The organism is Pseudomonas sp. 3MA1, from assembly GCF_029237275.1.
Classification (GTDB): Bacteria; Pseudomonadota; Gammaproteobacteria; order Pseudomonadales; family Pseudomonadaceae; genus Aquipseudomonas; species Aquipseudomonas fluorescens_AP.
The window spans coordinates 689,723-709,694 of the sequence record NZ_JAACFX010000001.1; the positions used below are offsets into that span (position 1 = coordinate 689,723).

General features: G+C 60.8%; 16 protein-coding genes. 12 read left to right on the plus strand and 4 right to left on the minus strand.

Features of this window, described 5'->3' with window-relative positions; genetic code table 11:
- Positions 1-166: 166 nt before the first annotated feature.
- Complete coding sequence (locus tag GWQ44_RS03280; protein ID WP_179597500.1) at positions 167-1,090, plus strand: DUF808 domain-containing protein; 924 nt, start codon at positions 167-169, stop codon at positions 1,088-1,090.
- A 144-nt stretch (positions 1,091-1,234) separates the two neighbouring features.
- Here GWQ44_RS03280 and GWQ44_RS03285 read toward each other — a convergent pair whose 3' ends face one another.
- Both GWQ44_RS03285 and GWQ44_RS03290 read right to left on the minus strand, forming a co-directional pair.
- Complete coding sequence (locus GWQ44_RS03285; RefSeq protein WP_016968079.1) at positions 1,235-2,023, minus strand: VacJ family lipoprotein; 789 nt, start codon at positions 2,021-2,023, stop codon at positions 1,235-1,237.
- Positions 2,016-3,314: a serine protein kinase PrkA gene (locus GWQ44_RS03290; RefSeq protein WP_016968080.1), complete on the minus strand. Its 1,299-nt coding sequence runs from the start codon at positions 3,312-3,314 to the stop codon at positions 2,016-2,018. Before GWQ44_RS03290 ends, GWQ44_RS03285 begins: the two co-directional genes overlap by 8 nt.
- Before the next feature lie 233 nt (positions 3,315-3,547).
- On the opposite strand from GWQ44_RS03290, the gene GWQ44_RS03295 reads away from it, so the two are divergent.
- The gene (locus tag GWQ44_RS03295; protein WP_016968081.1) at positions 3,548-3,913 is read left to right on the plus strand and encodes a hypothetical protein; all 366 of its coding nucleotides are present in this window, start codon (positions 3,548-3,550) and stop codon (positions 3,911-3,913) included.
- 51 nt (positions 3,914-3,964) lie between these two features.
- Here the strand turns inward: GWQ44_RS03295 and GWQ44_RS03300 are convergent, their stop codons facing one another.
- Positions 3,965-5,518, minus strand: coding sequence for a beta (1-6) glucans synthase (locus GWQ44_RS03300; RefSeq protein WP_275926632.1), 1,554 nt, complete (start codon positions 5,516-5,518; stop codon positions 3,965-3,967).
- Positions 5,519-5,848: 330 nt separating this feature from the next.
- Between GWQ44_RS03300 and GWQ44_RS03305 the strand changes: the two genes are divergently transcribed.
- The 3 genes from GWQ44_RS03305 to GWQ44_RS03315 all read left to right on the plus strand — a co-directional run bounded on the left by GWQ44_RS03305 (position 5,849) and on the right by GWQ44_RS03315 (position 8,857).
- A complete protein-coding gene (locus GWQ44_RS03305; protein ID WP_016968083.1) occupies positions 5,849-6,700 on the plus strand; it encodes a glycine betaine ABC transporter substrate-binding protein in 852 nt (283 codons plus the stop codon).
- A 190-nt stretch (positions 6,701-6,890) separates the two neighbouring features.
- Positions 6,891-7,202 (plus strand): DUF485 domain-containing protein, encoded by a 312-nt coding sequence (locus tag GWQ44_RS03310; protein WP_016968084.1) that lies wholly within the window; start codon positions 6,891-6,893, stop codon positions 7,200-7,202.
- Positions 7,199-8,857, plus strand: coding sequence for a cation acetate symporter (locus GWQ44_RS03315; RefSeq protein ID WP_016968085.1), 1,659 nt, complete (start codon positions 7,199-7,201; stop codon positions 8,855-8,857). The genes GWQ44_RS03310 and GWQ44_RS03315 overlap by 4 nt, the downstream gene beginning before the upstream one ends.
- 298 nt (positions 8,858-9,155) lie before the next feature.
- On the opposite strand, the gene gltA is transcribed toward GWQ44_RS03315, so the two are convergent.
- Positions 9,156-10,445, minus strand: a complete 1,290-nt coding sequence (gene gltA / locus GWQ44_RS03320; RefSeq protein WP_011060047.1) for a citrate synthase — start codon at positions 10,443-10,445, stop codon at positions 9,156-9,158.
- Positions 10,446-10,808: 363 nt separating this feature from the next.
- Between gltA and sdhC the strand changes: the two genes are divergently transcribed.
- The 7 genes from sdhC to lpdA all read left to right on the plus strand — a co-directional run bounded on the left by sdhC (position 10,809) and on the right by lpdA (position 19,939).
- Positions 10,809-11,183, plus strand: a complete 375-nt coding sequence (gene sdhC / locus GWQ44_RS03325; protein WP_011060048.1) for a succinate dehydrogenase, cytochrome b556 subunit — start codon at positions 10,809-10,811, stop codon at positions 11,181-11,183.
- Positions 11,177-11,545, plus strand: a complete 369-nt coding sequence (gene sdhD / locus GWQ44_RS03330) for a succinate dehydrogenase, hydrophobic membrane anchor protein (protein ID WP_011060049.1) — start codon at positions 11,177-11,179, stop codon at positions 11,543-11,545. The genes sdhC and sdhD overlap by 7 nt, the downstream gene beginning before the upstream one ends.
- A gap of 3 nt (positions 11,546-11,548) precedes the next feature.
- The gene (sdhA, locus tag GWQ44_RS03335; RefSeq protein WP_016968086.1) at positions 11,549-13,321 is read left to right on the plus strand and encodes a succinate dehydrogenase flavoprotein subunit; all 1,773 of its coding nucleotides are present in this window, start codon (positions 11,549-11,551) and stop codon (positions 13,319-13,321) included.
- 12 nt (positions 13,322-13,333) lie between these two features.
- Complete coding sequence (locus GWQ44_RS03340) at positions 13,334-14,038, plus strand: succinate dehydrogenase iron-sulfur subunit (RefSeq protein ID WP_016968087.1); 705 nt, start codon at positions 13,334-13,336, stop codon at positions 14,036-14,038.
- Between the two features lie 263 nt (positions 14,039-14,301).
- Positions 14,302-17,133 (plus strand): 2-oxoglutarate dehydrogenase E1 component, encoded by a 2,832-nt coding sequence (locus GWQ44_RS03345; protein ID WP_016968088.1) that lies wholly within the window; start codon positions 14,302-14,304, stop codon positions 17,131-17,133.
- A gap of 42 nt (positions 17,134-17,175) precedes the next feature.
- Positions 17,176-18,399, plus strand: a complete 1,224-nt coding sequence (gene odhB / locus GWQ44_RS03350; protein ID WP_016968089.1) for a 2-oxoglutarate dehydrogenase complex dihydrolipoyllysine-residue succinyltransferase — start codon at positions 17,176-17,178, stop codon at positions 18,397-18,399.
- A gap of 103 nt (positions 18,400-18,502) precedes the next feature.
- A complete protein-coding gene (gene lpdA / locus GWQ44_RS03355; RefSeq protein ID WP_016968090.1) occupies positions 18,503-19,939 on the plus strand; it encodes a dihydrolipoyl dehydrogenase in 1,437 nt (478 codons plus the stop codon).
- The last annotated feature ends 33 nt before the right edge of the window (positions 19,940-19,972 follow it).

Consider the following 19,972-nt stretch of genomic DNA (forward strand, 5'->3'; position numbering starts at 1 on the left):
CCGGGGGATTCCTTGCCTGTTCGGGCGGTTGCGCATGGTAGCACCGGCTTTGCGAGAGGCTCAAGAATGCCGGGTAGGGCCCGTTTTTCCTGCTTGTGGGCGCTCGCTGCGCGCTCGGTGGCGCGGTATGCTGCGCGCCTTATTTTCAAGCAGGGAAGCCTGGCCCATGGCAGGAAGCAGTTTGCTGGTATTGATCGACGACATCGCCGCGGTCCTCGATGACGTGGCCTTGATGACCAAGGTGGCGGCGAAGAAGACCGCCGGGGTATTGGGCGACGATCTGGCACTTAACGCTCAGCAGGTTTCCGGGGTGCGCGCCGAGCGGGAACTGCCCGTGGTCTGGGCGGTGGCCAAGGGCTCGTTTCGCAACAAGCTGATCCTGGTGCCGGCGGCCCTGGCCATCAGTGCCCTGGCGCCCTGGCTGGTGACGCCGTTGCTGATGGTCGGTGGTGCCTATCTGTGTTTCGAAGGCTTCGAGAAGCTGGCGCACAAATACCTGCCGCATGCCGATGACGCGGCCGAACATGAGCAGAGCCTGCAGGCCCTGGCCGATCCCCAGGTGGATCTGGTGGCCTTTGAAAAGGACAAGATCAAGGGCGCGATCCGTACCGACTTCATCCTCTCCGCCGAAATCATCGCCATCACCCTGGGCACGGTGGCGGGTGCTTCCCTGAGCCAGCAGGTGGTGGTGCTGTCGGGGATTGCGATCATCATGACCGTCGGCGTCTATGGCCTGGTGGGCGGCATCGTCAAGCTGGACGACTTGGGGCTGTGGCTGGCGCAGAAGCCCGGAGCCCTGGCCAGGCGCATCGGCGGCGCCATTCTGCGGGCGGCGCCGTGGATGATGAAGAGCCTGTCGGTGATCGGCACCGCGGCGATGTTCATGGTCGGCGGCGGCATCCTCACCCACGGCGTGCCTGCCGTGCATCATCTGATTCAAGGCCTGGCCGAGCGCAGCGCCGGGGTCATCGGCGCGGCCTCGGTGATCATGCCGACCCTGCTCAATGCTGTGGCCGGGATTATTGCTGGCGCAGCGGTGCTGCTGGCCGTGAGCCTGATTGGCAAGGGCTGGCGTGCGCTGCGCGGCTGAGGCCTGACTCACCCCGTGGCGGTTATGACAGCCGGCGGCCTGGCGTAGAGCGATCGATGGCATCCGCGATGCCCGGTGAACTGCACTTGCGTGGATTGTGCTGCGCGGATGTGCCGCCCCGCCGGATGGCGGGGCGAGGCGGGATTACTCGGCGATCTGCAGTTTGCGTGACTCGGTGTACACGTAGCGCACCTTTTCGTATTCGAACGGCGAGTTCAGCTGGCCATAGCGGAAGCTGGTCTGGTAGCGCTTGTCGACCCCGCGCAAGACCCAGATTTCCGGGTGATTGCTGCTGACTTCCGAGACGTTGAGGAAGTTGATCGCCGATTCGGTGGTGTAGTCCACGGCCAGCCCTGCGGTGTCCCGCAGGTTCGACGGGCCGAGGATCGGCAGCACCAGGTAGGCCCCCGCGGGCACGCCATAGAAGCCCAGGGTCTGGCCAAAATCTTCGGTTTGGCGCGGCAGGCCCATCTTGGTTGCCGGATCCCATAGCCCGGCGACACCGATGGTGGTGTTGAGCAGCAGGCGCGCGGTGGTTTCCATCGAGCGCTGGCCCTTGAACTGCAACAGGCTGTTGACCAGGTTCGGCACGTCGCCGAGGTTGTTGAAGAAGTTGCTCACCCCGCTGCGCAGGAACCCCGGGGTCACATAGCGGTAGCCGTCCACCACCGGCAGGAACACCCACTGGTCGAAGCGGTAGTTGAAGTGGTAGACCCGACGGTTCCAGGACTCCAGCGGGTCATAGACATTCAGCGCATTGAGGGTCGAGCGCTCAAATTCGCGCTGGTCCAGGCCCGGGTTGAACTTGAGTTTCTTCAACGGTTCGGTGAAGCCGTCGGGATCGGGCGTGACCGGGGTATTGGCCTTGCTGTTGTCGGCTTGGGCATAGCCTGCGCAGAGCAACGCAGCGATAAGCAGGAGATGTTTAGCCACGGAAGAACTCCAGCATGGCGTCGCTGTTGACGCGGTAGTTGAGGTTGCCGCAGTGCCCGCCATGGGGGTAGACGGTCAGGCGGTCGCCAAAGGTTTTACGCAGGAAGCCCAGGTCGCCGGGGCCGAGGATCACATCGTCGGCGTTGTGCATCACGGCAATCTTCGGGCTGGCCTTGAGGTAGTCCTGCAGGGCGTAGAGGCTCACCTGGTCGATCAGTTGCAGCAGGCTGCCGCCGTCGGTCCGGGCGCGCCACATGGGGATCACTTGTTCGGTCAGGTAGCAGTCGAAGTCGCACTGCAGGGCGCGCTTGAGAAACGGCGTGAGGCTGGTGCCTTCGCGGATCGGGTACTTGGGCGGGGTGATCAGGCCGCGGCGGTTGATCAGGTCCGAGGTGAAGGCGATGTCCGCCGCCGAGAAGCGGAAGGAGGTGCCGATCAGCATCGCCATCTGTTCGTTGCTCAGGTGTTGCTTGGACTGCTGGAAGTCATAGAGCAGCGCATCGTTGAGGTCGATGTAGCCTTTCTGCTGGAAGTAACGGGTCAGCTTGCCCAGCACCAGTTCATAGAAGGTGGTGCTGTTGTTGATGCCCTTGACCTCGGTCTGCACCAGCTTGTCGAGGTTGGTGATCGAGGTGTAGAGGTTGACCGGCGGGTTGAGCAGCAGGACTTTCTTGAAGTTGAAGCTGCGCCGGGTTTCATCCAGTTTGCTGACGAAGGCCGCGTCCAGGGCGCCGAGGCTGTAGCCGGTGAGGTAGAACTCGCTGATCGGCAGCTTGGGGTGCTGGGCACGCACGGCCTGCATGACCCGGTACATGTCTTCGGCGTCTTCCTGGGTCACCCCGGGGGTGGCGAAGCGCGAGGCGGCGCTGATGAAGTCGAAGCTGGTGGGTGAAGACAGCTGCACCACGTGGTAGCCGGCCTTGTAGTAGAGCTTCTTCAGGTATTCGTTGAGGCTGCTGTCATAGCGCGCCCCGGTGCCGGCGATCAGAAAGATCAGCGGCGCGGCGTGATCCTGGGTGGCGATGCGGTAGGTGAGCTTCTTCACCGCCCAGAAGTTGTCCGGAAGGATGAACTCGCGCTCGGGGCGCAGGGTCAGGCTGTAGTCGGACTGGCGGATGTCTTCGCTGGCGGGCAGCTCCGGGCGCAGCTCTGGCGGTGTGGTGGCGATGGTGGCTTCGAACGGGTTGGTCAACGGGTAGCCATAGCTGGCCGGGTCGACATCGACCGCCAGTGCGGACGCACTCAGGATAAGGCCGCCAAACAGGGCAGCGAAGCGCAAGGAACGAAGCATGACTGTATCCCTAGAAGGAAGGTGCCGAATGAGGTTTGCAGGCTATGACCACCGCGCTGCTGCCGAAGTGCCATGGGGTAGCACAAATATCCCTGCCGCAGGCGTGGCGCAGGTTGCTGGTAGGCGGACGATACACGTTGCCGGCATTTGCTGAATAGTTATCTGTGCATCGCCCTTGCCAAGCGTTTGTGGAGGATTATGCTGGGCGCCGTTTTGATTGTTCGGAGTGTTCCATGTCTCGCCGCTTGCCCGTGATTGTGCTGCTCATCGTCCTGCCGTTGTGGCTGGCCGCCAGTTATGGCTTGCGCTACGGCTTTATGGAGGACGCGCGCTGGGTGGGCGCCTGTGTCGACGAGGCCGCGCGCTGGGAATGCTCGCTGCGCTCCAGCCTGGGCTGGATGATCCACTTCAAGGTGCTGGGCTGGAGTGCCCTGGGCGCCGCGCTACTGGCCTTTGTGCTGCCGGGGCGCAGCGGCTGGTGGCTGGCGGTGCTGGCGATGCTGGCCGGTATTCCGGCGCTGGCGCTGTACAACACGACGCTAGCGGTGTTCGCGGTGGTGATTGCCGCATTGCGCCTGGTACGGGCTGCGCGACCCTGACCTGTCGGCCGCGGACGCCATCCAGGTGCGCCCGCGGCCACAGTTGAAGAGTCAGGCGATACGGGCCCGGAGGCTGCGCCACAGTGCGGCCACCATCAGCAGGCTGACCAGGGCCCAGCCCCAGGCTTGCTGGTTGGCCAGGCCTTCCTGGTACAGCTGGGGAGCGATGCCGGCCCCCAGGATAAAGGTCAGCAGGGCAATCTCGCGGCGCGCTACGCGGACCGGGCGGCACAGGTAGACCAGCGCCGGCAGGATCAGGGCCGCGCTGGGGAAGCTGCGGTAGCGTGGGTCGAACACCAGTTCCAGCATCATCACCGCCGCGGCGAAGCCCGCTGCCGCCAGGAGCCAGCCGGCGCGCTGTTCCAGGGCGTTGAAGGCCCGTTGGCGCCAGCCTTGGCGTGGGCTTAGGGTCAGTGCGGCATGGGCCAGCACCAGCAGGTTCAAGCCCAGCAGCAAGACGGCCCACACCCATTCCCCGGTGAAGCGGCTGGTGACCCGCGCCAGTTCGGCCCAGGTGCCGATGGCGCAGGCCGCCAGCGTCCCCAGCAGTGGCAGCAACAGCGCTGCGCGCCGGGTCCGGACCGGCCCACCCAGCACCAGGGTGCCGAGGAAGATCACGCCGCCCACGCCCAGCCACAGCGGCCAGTGAGGCAGGTTGGAAACCGGGCCGGCGAGGATGCCCTTGTCCTGGCGATCGGCGTCGAACAGTCCCCAGTAGCCGCCGACCGCACCTTCGCTGGCGCGTTTCCAGGGTTGGTCGAAGGCTTCGATCAGGTTGTAGTGCCAGCCATTGTGTTCTGCCAGGGCGACGAAGCCGCGAATGAACTTGGCTTCGTTGACCCGGCTCGGCAGCGCGGTTTCGCGCTGGCGGCCTTCGCTGGGCCAGCCGGTTTCACCGATCAGCACGTCCTTGGGGGCGAAACGGTTGCCGAACACCTGGCGCACTTCGGCCACATGGTTGAGGGCGGCGTCGATGTTCGACGGATCGTCTTCCCAGTAGGGCAGCAGGTGGATGGTGAGAAAGTCCACCGCCGGGGCGATTTCCGGGTGCTTGAGCCAGAATTCCCAGACGTCGGCGTAGGTCACCGGCTGCTTGACCCCGGCCTTGACCTTGAGAATCAGCCGCGCCAGTTGCGCGCCGGTCACTTCCTTGCGCAGCAGGGCTTCGTTGCCGACGATCACTGCGCTGACCACGTCCGGGTTGGCGTTGGCCGATGCGATCAGCAGATCGACTTCCTTCTCGGTGTCCACCGGGTTGCTGTTGACCCAGGCGCCGATCATCAGTTTCAGGCCGTGCTTGCGCGCCAGCTCCGGCAGTGCTTCTAGGCCGGTCATGGAGTAGGTGCGGATGCATTCGAAGCGGGTGGCCAGCAGCGCCAGGTCGGCATCCATGCGCTCGGGGCGCAGTTTGAATGGCTGGTCGAAGGGCGACTGATCCTTGTCGAACGGCGTATAGGACGCGCATTGCAGTTTGTGGTTGGCGCTGGCGACGTCGGCCAGGTGCACTGGCTGGCCAAGGCCGTACCAGTAGCCACAAAGGGCCAGCAGGCCGATCAGGCAGGCAAACAGATAAGCGAGAACAGGGAAGCGGGCAGAAGCGGGCATGGTCGGGCCGTAGCAGAGCAAAGCCCGGCATCTTACCCGTATTTGTCCGGGGCTTGGTGGTCGGCATGCGCTTGCCATGCAAAGTTCGGGCGGGCTTGCGGCGGGGGATCTGGGGTGGGCTGGTTAATGGCTATCTGATGTCGTTGCTGGTTGTCTTGAGGTCGCAGACAGAGCAGGTCGCGGACGAAGGCGGGTTGATGATCGAAGCATCAGTACTCCGCTGATGATCGAACGCGTTCGCGGTGAGGCGTGATGGGGGCGCTGTGCACCATAACCATACGTTGACGTGCCTGGCAGCCGCCCGGCACTGCACTTTTCGGGGAAGTAACGATGAAGATGCGACGACTCTTAGGCGCAGGTGCCGCACTGGTACTTGCCGTCAGTTCCACTCTGGCCAGTGCCGACAGCAAGACCCTGAGCATCGGCTACGTCGACGGCTGGTCCGACAGCGTGGCGACGACCTATGTGGCTGCGGAGGTGATCAAGCAGAAGCTCGGTTATGACGTCAAGCTGCAAGCGGTGGCGACCGGGATCATGTGGCAGGGCGTGGCCACCGGCAAACTCGACGCCATGCTCTCGGCCTGGTTGCCGGTGACTCACGGCGAGTACTGGGCCAAGAACAAGGACAAGGTGGTGGACTATGGCCCCAACTTCAAGGACGCCAAGATCGGCCTGATCGTGCCCGAGTACGTCAAGGCCAAGAGCATCGATGATCTCAAGACCGACACCAGCTTCAAGAACAAGATCGTGGGCATCGACGCCGGGTCCGGGGTGATGCTCAAGACGGATCAGGCGATCAAGGACTACGGTCTGGACTACAAGCTGCAGGCCAGTTCCGGCGCGGCGATGATCGCCGAATTGACCCGGGCCGAGGAGAAGCAGGAATCCATCGCCGTGACCGGCTGGGTGCCGCACTGGATGTTCGCCAAGTGGAAGCTGCGTTTCCTCGAAGACCCGAAAGGCGTCTACGGCGCTGCTGAAACCGTCAACAGCATCGGCAGCAAGGGGCTGGAGAAGAAGGCGCCGGAAGTGGCGGCGTTCCTGAAGAAGTTCCAGTGGGCGTCCAAGGACGAAATCGGTCAGGTCATGCTGGCCATTCAAGACGGTGCAAAACCGGACGTAGCGGCCAAGGACTGGGTTGCCAAACACCCGGAACGGGTTGCCGAGTGGACGGCTAAATAGTCGCCAGGCGTCTAGATCGAGGCTCCCAGGGCCGCCCGCTGCTATCAGCGGGCGGCCCTGGTTTTTTTCGGGGGGAAAGTTGGCGAGGTGGTTAATGTCGTTCTAATACTAAGGTCGTCTGGAACCTGCTCCATAGCCGCATAGAGTGGATTGCGTTCCATCTAAAATCTGTGCTGCGAGGATAAAAACAATGAACGACAGCATTTACCTCTCGATTCAAAACAGCCCGCGTTTCAAGGAGCTGGTCAGCAAGCGAGAGCGGTTCGCCTGGATTCTTTCGGCGATCATGCTTGGGCTTTACTCGGGTTTCATCCTGTTGATCGCCTACGGGCCCCAGATCCTGGGCGCCAAACTCAGTCCAACGTCATCCATCACCTGGGGCATTCCCATTGGTGTCGGCTTGATTGTCTCGGCCTTCGTCCTGACGGCCATCTATGTGCGACGCGCCAACGGTGAGTTCGACGAGCTGAACAACGCGATCCTGAAGGAGGCTCAGCAATGATCCGACGTCTATTCGCAGCACTCGGTCTTGCCGCTTTCGCTCCTGCCCTCTGGGCTGCAGACGCTTTGACCGGCGAAGTCCACAAGCAACCCCTCAACGTTTCGGCGATTGCCATGTTCGTGGTGTTTGTCGGGGCAACGCTGTGCATCACCTACTGGGCCTCCAAGCGCAACAAGTCGGCTGCCGACTATTACGCGGCGGGTGGCAAGATCACCGGCTTCCAGAACGGGTTGGCGATTGCCGGTGACTACATGTCCGCGGCGTCCTTCCTGGGGATTTCCGCCCTGGTGTTCACTTCCGGCTATGACGGCCTGATCTACTCCATTGGCTTCCTGGTGGGCTGGCCGATCATTCTGTTCCTGATCGCCGAGCGCCTGCGCAACCTGGGCAAGTACACCTTTGCCGACGTGGCGTCCTACCGCCTCGGGCAGACCCAGATCCGCACCCTGTCGGCCTGTGGCTCGCTGGTGGTGGTGGCGTTCTACCTGATCGCGCAGATGGTCGGTGCCGGCAAGCTGATCCAGCTGCTGTTCGGCCTCGATTACCACGTGGCAGTGATCCTGGTGGGGATCCTGATGTGCCTGTACGTGCTGTTCGGCGGCATGCTGGCCACCACTTGGGTGCAGATCATCAAGGCGGTGCTGCTGTTGTCCGGTGCGTCCTTCATGGCGCTGATGGTGATGAAGCACGTCAACTTCGACTTCAACACCCTGTTCTCCGAGGCGGTCAAGGTTCACCCCAAAGGTGAGGCGATCATGAGCCCAGGCGGACTGGTGAAGGATCCGATCTCGGCGTTCTCCCTGGGTCTGGCGCTGATGTTCGGTACAGCCGGCCTGCCACACATCCTCATGCGCTTCTTCACCGTGAGCGATGCCAAGGAAGCCCGCAAGAGCGTGCTCTACGCCACTGGCTTCATCGGCTACTTCTACATCCTGACCTTCATCATCGGTTTTGGCGCGATCCTGCTGGTGAGCACCAATCCGGACTTCAAGGATGCCGCTGGCGCCTTGCTGGGTGGTAACAACATGGCGGCGGTGCACCTGGCCAATGCGGTGGGTGGCAGCGTGTTCCTCGGCTTCATCTCGGCGGTGGCCTTCGCCACCATCCTGGCGGTTGTGGCAGGGCTGACCCTGGCGGGTGCTTCGGCGGTGTCCCACGACCTGTATGCCAGCGTGATCAAGAAGGGCAAGGCCAACGAGAAGGACGAGATTCGCGTCTCCAAGATCACGACCGTGGCCTTGGGCGTGCTGGCCATCGGCCTGGGCATCCTCTTCGAAAGCCAGAACATTGCGTTCATGGTGGGCCTGGCGTTCTCCATCGCTGCCAGCTGCAACTTCCCGGTGCTGCTGCTCTCGATGTACTGGAAGAAACTCACCACCCGTGGCGCCATGATTGGCGGCTGGCTGGGTCTGGTCAGTGCGGTGGCGCTGATGGTGCTTGGTCCGACCATCTGGGTGCAGATCCTGCATCACGAGAAGGCGATCTTCCCGTATGAGTACCCGGCGTTGTTCTCGATGATCATTGCCTTCATCGGTATCTGGTTCTTCTCCATCACTGACAAGTCGGCTTCGGCGGTCAACGAGCGGGCCCTGTTCTTCCCGCAGTTCGTGCGTTCGCAGACCGGCCTGGGGGCCAGTGGGGCGGTGTCGCACTAAGCCCATCCGGTGTATCGGCTTCTATACAGACGCTGAGTAATAGCCAAATGCCTCGATCGAAAGATCGGGGCATTTTTTATGCCTGCCAGCTCTGTCCAAACACCCCGACAGCAGGCGCACGGCCGTAGGAGCTGGCTTGCCAGCGAAAGCCTAATTGAAGGGTGGGGAGCGGGGTTTGCGGGGCTCCTGGCCGGTAAGCCGGCGCCCGCGGGATGTAGGTCAGGGGAGGGCAGAAACAAATACGACCTCTATCAGAGGCCGTATTCGGTGCAGCTAAGACGTGTGCGCAAGGCAGGTCTTATTTGCGGTCTTCCAGCTTGGTGATGTCGCGCGACTCGTAGCCGGTGTACAGCTGACGTGGGCGGCCGATCTTGTAAGGGCTGGAGAGCATTTCCTTCCAGTGCGAGATCCAGCCGACGGTCCGTGCCAGGGCGAAGATCACGGTGAACATGCTGGTTGGAATACCGATCGCCTTGAGGATGATCCCCGAGTAGAAGTCGACGTTCGGGTACAGCGAGCGCTCGATGAAGTACGGGTCGGTCAGAGCGATCTCTTCCAGGCGCATGGCCAGTTCGAGTTGCGGATCGTTGTTGATGCCCAGTTCTTTCAGGACTTCGTCGCAGGTCTGCTTCATCACGGTGGCGCGTGGGTCGCGGTTCTTGTACACGCGGTGACCGAAGCCCATGAGCTTGAACGGATCGTTCTTGTCCTTGGCCTTGGCGATGAACTTGTCGATGTTCGAGACATCGCCAATTTCGTCGAGCATGGTCAGCACGGCTTCGTTGGCGCCGCCGTGGGCCGGGCCCCAGAGTGCCGCGATACCGGCAGCGATACAGGCGAACGGGTTGGCACCCGAAGAGCCGGCCAGGCGCACGGTGGAGGTCGAGGCGTTCTGTTCGTGGTCGGCGTGGAGGATGAAGATCCGGTCCATTGCCTTGGCCAGTACCGGGCTGATCGGTTTGATCTCGCACGGGGTGTTGAACATCATGTGCAGGAAGTTTTCCGCGTACGACAGGTCGTTGCGCGGGTACATCATCGGCTGGCCCATGGAGTACTTGTAAACCATCGCTGCCAGGGTCGGCATCTTGGCCACCAGGCGTACCGCGGAGATTTCGCGGTGCTGCGGGTTATTGATGTCCAGAGAGTCGTGGTAGAACGCCGACAGGGCGCCGACTACGCCACACATCACCGCCATTGGGTGAGCGTCGCGACGGAAGCCGTTGAAGAAGCTCTTCAGCTGTTCGTGAACCATGGTGTGGTTCTTTACGGTGCTGACGAACTGAGCCTTTTGTTCGGCGGTGGGCAGTTCACCGTTGAGCAGCAGGTAGCAGGTTTCCAGATAGTCCGACTTTTCAGCCAGTTGTTCGATCGGGTAGCCGCGATGCAGCAGAATGCCGTTGTCGCCGTCGATGTAGGTGATTTTCGACTCGCAGGAGGCGGTCGACATGAAACCCGGGTCAAAAGTGAAGCGGCCCGTGGCCGTCAGGCCCCGAACATCGATTACATCGGGACCAACGGTGCCGGTTAAAATGGGCAGCTCGACGGGGGCTGCGCCCTCGATGATCAACTGCGCTTTTTTGTCAGCCATGTGGCCTCCTATTTATGCTTGAAATCATCAGACAGACCCCCCACGCAGGGCCCGCACCACTATAGTGAGATAAATCTGAATGTCAATTTGCCTAAAGTCTTGTCCCAGAAGGCTTTGGGAGGGTTTTTTTAGCGAAATTCAGCGCCATTTACGCCTTTTATATGGCTAACGCAATCAGCTATTAGGGGAAGGCGTTTGCGTTGTCATTAGTAGCCTAACTGTCTATACTCGGCCACCGACCTCCGTAGGCTTCTGGGCCCGCTTTATTGGGGGTCGCACTCCCTGGGTAGTGGTGACCTGACCAGTGCACTCCCCAACAACTTTGCCCTGATTGTTAGGGGCTCTTCAGTGTGAAAAAAAGCCGTGAATAGCCAACGACCTGTAAACCTAGACCTAAGGACCATCAAACTCCCCATCACCGGCGTTACGTCGTTTCTTCACCGTGTTTCCGGCATCATCCTCTTCCTGGGCATCGGCATCATGCTTTATGCATTGAGCAAATCCCTGGGGTCCGAGGAAGGCTATGCCGAGGTGAAGGCGTGCTTGACCAGTCCGCTGGCCAAATTCGTTGCATGGGGCCTCTTGTCCGCCTTGCTGTATCACTTGGTGGCCGGTGTACGCCATCTGATCATGGACATGGGCATCGGTGAGACGCTGGAAGGCGGCAAGCTGGGCTCGAAAATCGTTATCGCCGTATCCGTGGTGGTAATCGTTCTGGCGGGAGTTTGGATATGGTAACCAGCGTTACGAACCTGTCGCGTTCGGGCCTTTATGACTGGATGGCACAACGTGTGTCTGCGGTCGTTCTCGCGGCTTATTTCATTTTCCTGATCGGATACCTCGTAGCGAATCCGGGCATTGACTACACCCAGTGGCATGGCCTGTTCGCAAACAACTGGATGCGTATCTTCAGTCTGCTGGCCATGGTGGCCCTGGGCGCTCACGCCTGGGTCGGCATGTGGACCATCTCGACTGACTACCTGACGCCGATGGCGCTGGGCAAGTCGGCGACAGCAGTGCGTTTCCTTTTCCAGGCAGTATGCGGCGTCGCGATGTTCGCTTACTTCGTCTGGGGTGTGCAGATTCTCTGGGGTATCTGATTCATGGCTAACATTCCAACCATTTCTTTCGACGCCATCATCATTGGCGGCGGCGGCGCCGGCATGCGTGCCGCACTGCAGCTGGCCCAGGGTGGCCACAAGACTGCCGTGATCACCAAGGTGTTCCCGACCCGTTCGCACACAGTGTCTGCCCAGGGCGGCATCACTTGCGCGATCGCCTCGGCGGACCCGAACGATGACTGGCGCTGGCACATGTACGATACCGTCAAGGGTTCCGACTACATCGGTGACCAGGACGCTATCGAATACATGTGTCAGGAAGGCCCGGCTGCGGTCTTCGAACTGGACCACATGGGCCTGCCGTTCTCCCGTACCGAAACCGGTCGTATCTACCAGCGTCCTTTCGGTGGTCAGTCCAAGGACTACGGCAAGGGCGGCCAGGCAGCTCGTACCTGCGCAGCTTCCGACCGTACCGGCCACGCGCTGCTGCATACCCTTTATCAGGGCAACCTGAAAGCCGGTACCACCTTCCTCAACGAGTGGTACGCAGTCGATCTGGTGAAGAACCAGGATGGCGCCTTTGTCGGCGTAATCGCTATCTGCATCGAAACCGGCGAAACCACCTACATCCGCTCCAAGGCCACCGTTCTGGCTACCGGCGGTGCAGGTCGTATCTACGCTTCCACCACCAACGCCCTGATCAACACCGGTGACGGTGTAGGCATGGCGCTGCGTGCCGGCGTTCCGGTGCAAGACATCGAAATGTGGCAGTTCCACCCGACCGGCATCGCTGGCGCCGGTGTACTGGTGACCGAAGGTTGCCGTGGTGAAGGTGGTTACCTGATCAACAAGCACGGCGAGCGTTTCATGGAGCGTTATGCTCCGAACGCCAAGGACCTGGCGGGTCGCGACGTTGTGGCGCGTTCCATGGTCAAGGAAATCATCGCCGGCAACGGCTGTGGTCCGAATGGCGACCACGTGATGCTCAAGCTCGATCACCTGGGCGAAGAAGTGCTGCACAGCCGTCTGCCTGGTATCTGCGAACTGTCCAAGACCTTTGCGCACGTTGACCCGGTGGTTGCTCCGGTGCCAGTGGTTCCAACCTGCCACTACATGATGGGCGGCGTTGCCACCAACATTCATGGTCAGGCGATCACTCAGAACGCGGCTGGCGAAGACACCATCATCCCTGGCCTGTTCGCAGTGGGTGAAGTGGCTTGCGTATCGGTGCACGGTGCCAACCGTCTGGGCGGCAACTCGCTGCTGGACCTGGTGGTTTTCGGTCGTGCGGCCGGCCTGCACCTGGAAAAAGCGCTGACCGACGGTATCGAATACCGCGACGCCAGCGACACCGACGTCGACGTGGCCCTGAACCGTCTGGCCAAGCTCAACGAGCGCACCACCGGTGAAGACGTGGCGACCCTGCGTCGCGAACTGCAGAGCTGCATGCAGAACTACTTCGGTGTATTCCGTACTGGCGAATACATGCAGAAGGGTATCGCCCAGCTGGCCGATCTGCGCGAGCGTATCGCCAACGTCAAGATCAACGACAAGTCTCAAGCTTTCAACACTGCACGTATCGAGGCACTTGAGCTGCAGAACCTGCTGGAAGTGGCTGAAGCCACCGCCATCGCTGCTGAAGTGCGTAAAGAGTCCCGCGGCGCTCACGCCCGTGAAGACTTTGAAGACCGTGACGACGAAAACTGGCTGTGCCACACCCTGTACTTCCCGGGTGAGAAGCGCGTTGCCAAGCGTGCGGTCAACTTCTCGCCGAAGACTGTTCCGACTTTTGAACCAAAAGTCCGGACTTACTAAAGGGTGATCGATATGTTGCAAGTTGAAGTTTATCGTTACAACCCAGATACCGACTCGGCTCCGAAAACCCAGGTTTTCCAGGTCGATACCGGTGGCAAGGACCTGATGGTGCTGGACGTGCTGGCGCTGATCAAAGAGCAGGACGAGGGTTTCTCCTACCGTCGTTCCTGCCGCGAAGGCGTTTGCGGTTCCGATGGCATGAACATCAACGGCAAGAACGGCTTGGCGTGCATCACGCCACTGTCTGCCGTGGTCAAGAAGAACAAGCTGGTTATTCGTCCTCTGCCAGGTCTGCCGGTTATCCGTGACCTGGTCGTCGATATGAGCATCTTCTACAAGCAATACGAGAAGGTGAAACCATTCCTGCAGAACGATACGCCGGCTCCGGCCATCGAGCGTCTGCAGTCCCCGGAAGAGCGCGAGAAGCTCGACGGTCTGTACGAGTGCATCCTGTGCGCTTGCTGCTCGACCTCCTGCCCGTCCTTCTGGTGGAACCCGGACAAGTTCCTGGGTCCGGCTGCTCTGCTGCAAGCCTATCGCTTCCTGGCAGATAGCCGTGACACCAAGACAGCCGAGCGTCTGGCTTCCCTGGATGACCCGTTCAGCGTATTCCGCTGCCGGGGAATCATGAACTGCGTCAACGTTTGTCCGAAGGGCCTGAACCCGACTAAGGCCATCGGTCACATTCGTAACATGCTGCTGCAGAGCGGCGTGTGATTCAGCTGTTGTACCCGTAGGACCGCTGTACCCGTAAAAGCCAAGGCGCGGGCTTCAACCCGCGTCATGGCTCTAACCTGAGCAGCAGCTCACAAAGTGGCTGCTCTTATTTTTGAAGAAATGAGACAAGCAGGGGCATCCGGGCTGGTACCCGGACTATCAGCGTGATCCTAAGTGGCTTGTTTTGGTCGCTGCATTCGGACTTCTGCAAGCTTGCTCGGTGTCTTCGCCGATGGTGTTCCCCTAACCGAGGGTGACCAAGCATGCAAGAAAGCGTGATGCAGCGCATGTGGAACAGCGCCTACCTATCCGGTAGTAACGCTGCCTATGTGGAAGAGCTCTACGAGCTCTACCTGCACGACCCTAACGCTGTGCCAGAAGAGTGGCGCACTTACTTTCAGAAGTTGCCTACCGACGGCAGCACTGCCATCGATGTTTCGCACTCGACAATCCGCGATCATTTCGTCTTGCTGGCAAAGAACCAGCGCCGCGCCCAACCGGTATCCGCCGGCAGCGTGAGCAGTGAGCACGAGAAGAAGCAAGTTGAAGTGCTGCGATTGATCCAGGCCTATCGGATGCGTGGCCACCAGGCAGCCCAGCTGGACCCGCTGGGGCTGTGGCAGCGTCCTGCACCTGCAGACCTGTCGATCAATCATTACGGCTTGACCAATGCCGATCTTGATACGACCTTCCGTGCCGGCGACCTGTTCATCGGCAAAGAGGAAGCGAGCCTACGCGAAATTCACGAAGCGTTGCAGCAGACATATTGCCGCACCATCGGCGCTGAATTCACGCACATCACCGATTCCGAGCAGCGCCAGTGGTTCCAGCAGCGTCTGGAAAGCGTGCGCGGCCGTCCGACCTATTCCGCCGACATCAAGAGCCACCTGCTCGAGCGCGTCACCGCCGGCGAAGGCCTGGAAAAATACCTGGGTACCAAATACCCGGGTACCAAGCGTTTCGGTCTGGAAGGCGGCGAGAGCCTGATTCCGATGCTCGACGAGTTGATCCAGCGTTCCGGTTCCTACGGCACCAAGGAAGTCGTGATCGGCATGGCCCACCGTGGCCGCCTCAACGTGCTGGTCAACACCTTCGGCAAGAACCCGCGCGAGCTGTTCGACGAGTTCGAAGGCAAGAAGAAGGTCGAGCTGGGTTCCGGTGACGTTAAATACCACCAGGGCTTCTCGTCCAACGTGATGACCACCGGCGGCGAAGTCCACCTGGCGATGGCGTTCAACCCGTCCCACCTGGAAATCGTTTCGCCAGTGGTCGAAGGTTCGGTGCGCGCCCGTCAGGATCGTCGCAACGACCAGACCGGCGACAAGGTTCTGCCGATCTCGATCCACGGTGACGCGGCATTCGCCGGTCAGGGCGTGGTGATGGAAACCTTCCAGATGTCCCAGACCCGCGGTTTCCGTACCGGCGGCACTGTGCACATCGTGATCAACAACCAGGTTGGTTTCACCATCAGCAACCCGCTGGACTCGCGTTCCACCGAGTACGCCACCGACGTTGCGAAGATGATCCAGGCGCCGATCCTCCATGTGAATGGTGACGATCCGGAAGCCGTGTTGTTCGTGACCCAGCTGGCCATCGACTACCGCATGCAGTACAAGCGCGACGTGGTGATCGATCTGGTCTGCTACCGTCGTCGCGGCCACAACGAGGCCGACGAGCCAAGCGGCACCCAGCCACTGATGTATCAGCAGATCACCAAGCAGCGCACCACCCGTGAGCTGTATGCCGATCGCCTGATCCAGAGCGGTGTACTTGACGCAGAGCGTGTTCAGGCGAAAGTCGATGAGTACCGCAACGCGCTGGACAACGGTCTGCACGTGGTGAAGAGCCTGGTCAAGGAACCGAACAAAGAGCTGTTTGTGGACTGGCGCCCTTACCTGGGCCACACCTGGACCGCGCGTCACGACACCACCTTCGATCTCAAGACCCTGCAGGAACTGTCCGCCAAGCTGCTGGAGCTGCCAGAAGGCTTCGTGGTTCAGCGTCAGGTCGCGAAGATCTACGAAGACCGTCAGAAGATGCAAGCCGGCGGCCTGCCGATCAACTGGGGTTACGCTGAAACCATGGCGTACGCGACCCTGGCGTTCGAAGGTCACCCGATCCGCATGACCGGCCAGGACATCGGCCGCGGCACCTTCTCGCACCGCCACGCCGTTCTGCACAACCAGAAAGATGCCAGCACCTACGTGCCGCTCAAGCATCTGTTCGAAGGCCAGCCGCGCTTTGACCTGTACGACTCCTTCCTGTCGGAAGAGGCGGTACTGGCATTCGAATACGGCTACTCGACCACCACGCCGAACGCGCTGGTGATCTGGGAGGCCCAGTTCGGCGACTTCGCCAACGGTGCGCAAGTGGTGATCGACCAGTTCATCACCAGCGGCGAGCACAAGTGGGGCCGTCTCTGCGGTCTGACCATGCTGCTGCCTCACGGTTATGAAGGTCAGGGCCCCGAGCACTCCTCGGCGCGTCTGGAGCGTTACCTGCAGCTGTGCGCCGAGCACAACATTCAGGTGTGCATGCCGACCACGCCGGCACAGATCTACCACTTGCTGCGTCGTCAGGTGATCCGTCCTCTGCGCAAGCCGCTGGTGGTACTGACTCCGAAGTCGCTGCTGCGTCACAAGCTGGCCATCTCGACGCTGGAAGATCTGGCCGAAGGTTCGTTCCAGACCGTTATTCCGGAAATCGACGCACTGGACCCGAAAAAGGTCGAGCGCCTGATTCTGTGTAGCGGCAAGGTCTACTACGACCTGTTGGAAAAACGCCGTGCCGAAGGTCGTGAAGACATCGCCATCGTGCGTATTGAGCAGTTGTACCCGTTCCCTGAGGACGACCTGAACGAAGTCCTGGCTCCGTACACCAACCTCAAGCACGTGGTCTGGTGTCAGGAAGAGCCGATGAACCAGGGCGCCTGGTACTGCAGCCAGCACCACATGCGTCGCATCGTAGGCAATCACGACAAGTCGCTCGTACTCGAGTACGCCGGCCGTGACGCCTCTGCTGCGCCTGCTTGTGGCTACGCGTCGATGCACGCCGAGCAGCAGGAAAAACTGCTGCAAGATGCCTTCACTGTTTAACGCCTTCGCGCACCTGAAACCGAATTTAAGGAACCACAGATAATGGCTATCGAGATCAAAGCCCCCACTTTCCCGGAATCGGTTGCCGATGGCACCGTTGCCACCTGGCACAAGCAACCGGGCGAAGCCGTCAAGCGCGACGAGCTGATCGTCGACATCGAGACCGACAAGGTTGTGCTGGAAGTTCTGGCCACCGCTGACGGCGTGTTGGGCGCTATCGTCAAGAACGAAGGCGACACCGTTCTGTCCGACGAAGTTCTGGGCTCCATCGTTGAAGGCGGCGCCGCTGCCGCGGCTCCTGCTGCCGCCGCCGCTCCGGCCGCTGCCGCTGCTGCCCCGGCTGCCGCTGACGGCGAAGACGATCCAATCGCCGCTCCTGCCGCGCGCAAGCTGGCTGAAGAAAACGGCATCAACATCGCCTCCGTTGCCGGTACTGGCAAAGGCGGTCGTGTGACCAAGGAAGACGTAGTGGCTGCCGTTGCCGCCAAGAAAGCCGCTCCGGCCGCCGCGCCTGCCAAGGCTCCGGCCCCGGCTGCCGCTGCTCCGGTGTTCGCTGCCGGCGATCGCGTCGAGAAGCGCGTGCCAATGACCCGTCTGCGGGCCAAGGTTGCCGAGCGTCTGGTTGAAGCCCAGTCGAACATGGCGATGCTGACCACCTTCAACGAAGTCGACATGACCGAAGTCATGGCTCTGCGTTCGAAGTACAAGGACCTGTTCGAGAAGTCCCACAACGGCGTGCGCCTGGGCTTCATGTCGTTCTTCGTCAAGGCCGCTACCGAAGCGCTGAAGCGCTTCCCTGCGGTCAACGCCTCGATCGACGGTTCCGACATCGTCTACCACGGCTACGCCGACATCGGTGTTGCGGTGTCCAGCGACCGTGGCCTGGTGGTTCCGGTTCTGCGTAACGCCGAGCTGATGAGCCTGGCCGAAATCGAAGGCGGCATTGCCACCTTCGGCAAGAAGGCTCGCGACGGCAAGCTGTCGATGGAAGAAATGACCGGTGGTACTTTCACCATCACCAACGGTGGTACTTTCGGCTCGATGATGTCGACCCCGATCGTCAACCCACCGCAAGCCGCTATCCTGGGCATGCACAACATCCTGCAACGTCCTATGGCGATCAACGGTCAGGTGGTAATCCGTCCGATGATGTACCTGGCGCTGTCCTACGATCACCGTCTGATCGACGGTAAAGAAGCTGTGACATTCTTGGTAACCATCAAGAACCTGCTGGAAGACCCGGCGCGTCTGCTTCTGGACATCTAAAAAGCAGTTGCAAGCTGCAAGCGACAAGCTCCAAGCCCCTAGGGCGAGGGGCTTCAAGCTTGCGGCTTGCGGCTTCTAGCTTGCCGTTAAAAGGAACCTTTTTATGACTCAGAAATTCGACGTAGTAGTGATTGGCGCGGGCCCAGGCGGTTATGTAGCTGCAATCAAGGCAGCACAGCTTGGTCTGACGACTGCTTGCATCGAGAAGTACACCGATAAAGAGGGCAAGCTGGCCCTCGGCGGTACTTGCCTGAACGTCGGTTGCATTCCTTCCAAGGCGCTGCTGGACAGCTCCTGGAAATTCCACGAAGCCCAGGACGGTTTTGCCATCCACGGTATCCAGCACGCTGGCGTGACCATGGACGTGCCGGCCATGATCGGTCGCAAGGCCAATATCGTCAAAGGCCTGACCAGCGGTGTTGCCACCCTGTTCAAGGCCAACGGCGTCACTTCGATCCAGGGCCACGGCAAGCTGCTGGCCGGCAAGAAGGTCGAAGTCACCAAGCCGGACGGTTCGGTTGAAGTGATCGAAGCCGAAAACGTGATCCTGGCTCCAGGTTCGCGTCCGATCGACATTCCACCGGCTCCGGTCGATCAGAACGTCATCGTCGACTCGACTGGCGCGCTGGAATTCCAAGCTGTTCCAAAACGTCTGGGCGTGATCGGCGCTGGCGTCATCGGTCTGGAACTGGGTTCGGTCTGGTCGCGTCTGGGCGCGCAAGTGACTGTCCTCGAAGCGCTGGACACTTTCCTGATGGCAGCTGACACCGCTGTTTCCAAGGAAGCGCTGAAAACCCTGACCAAGCAAGGTCTGGACATCAAGCTGGGCGCTCGCGTGACCGGCTCCAAGGTCAACGGCGAGGAAGTCGTGGTGACTTACACCGACGCCAATGGCGAGCAGACCATCACTTTCGACAAGCTGATCGTTGCCGTTGGTCGCCGTCCGGTGACCACCGATCTGTTGGCTGCCGACTGCGGCGTGACTCTCGACGAGCGCGGTTTCGTGCACGTTGACGATCATTGCGCCACTACCGTACCGGGCGTTTACGCCATTGGTGACGTGGTGCGCGGCATGATGCTGGCTCACAAGGCCTCGGAAGAGGGCGTCATGGTTGCCGAGCGCATCAAGGGTCACAAGGCCCAGATGAACTATGACCTGATCCCTTCGGTTATCTATACTCACCCGGAAATTGCATGGGTCGGTAAAACCGAGCAGGCCTTGAAAGCTGAAGGCGTTGAAGTTAACGTCGGCACCTTCCCGTTTGCCGCCAGCGGCCGTGCCATGGCAGCCAACGACACCGGCGGTTTCGTCAAAGTCATCGCCGATGCCAAGACTGACCGCGTATTGGGCGTCCACGTGATTGGCCCAAGCGCTGCGGAACTGGTTCAACAAGGTGCGATCGGCATGGAATTCGGCACCAGCGCCGAAGACCTGGGCATGATGGTTTTCTCCCATCCGACCCTGTCCGAAGCCCTGCACGAAGCAGCTCTGGCTGTGAATGGCGGCGCCATCCACATTGCCAACCGCAAGAAACGCTAAGCAATAATAAGAAACCACGGCGGTTGGCCCGTC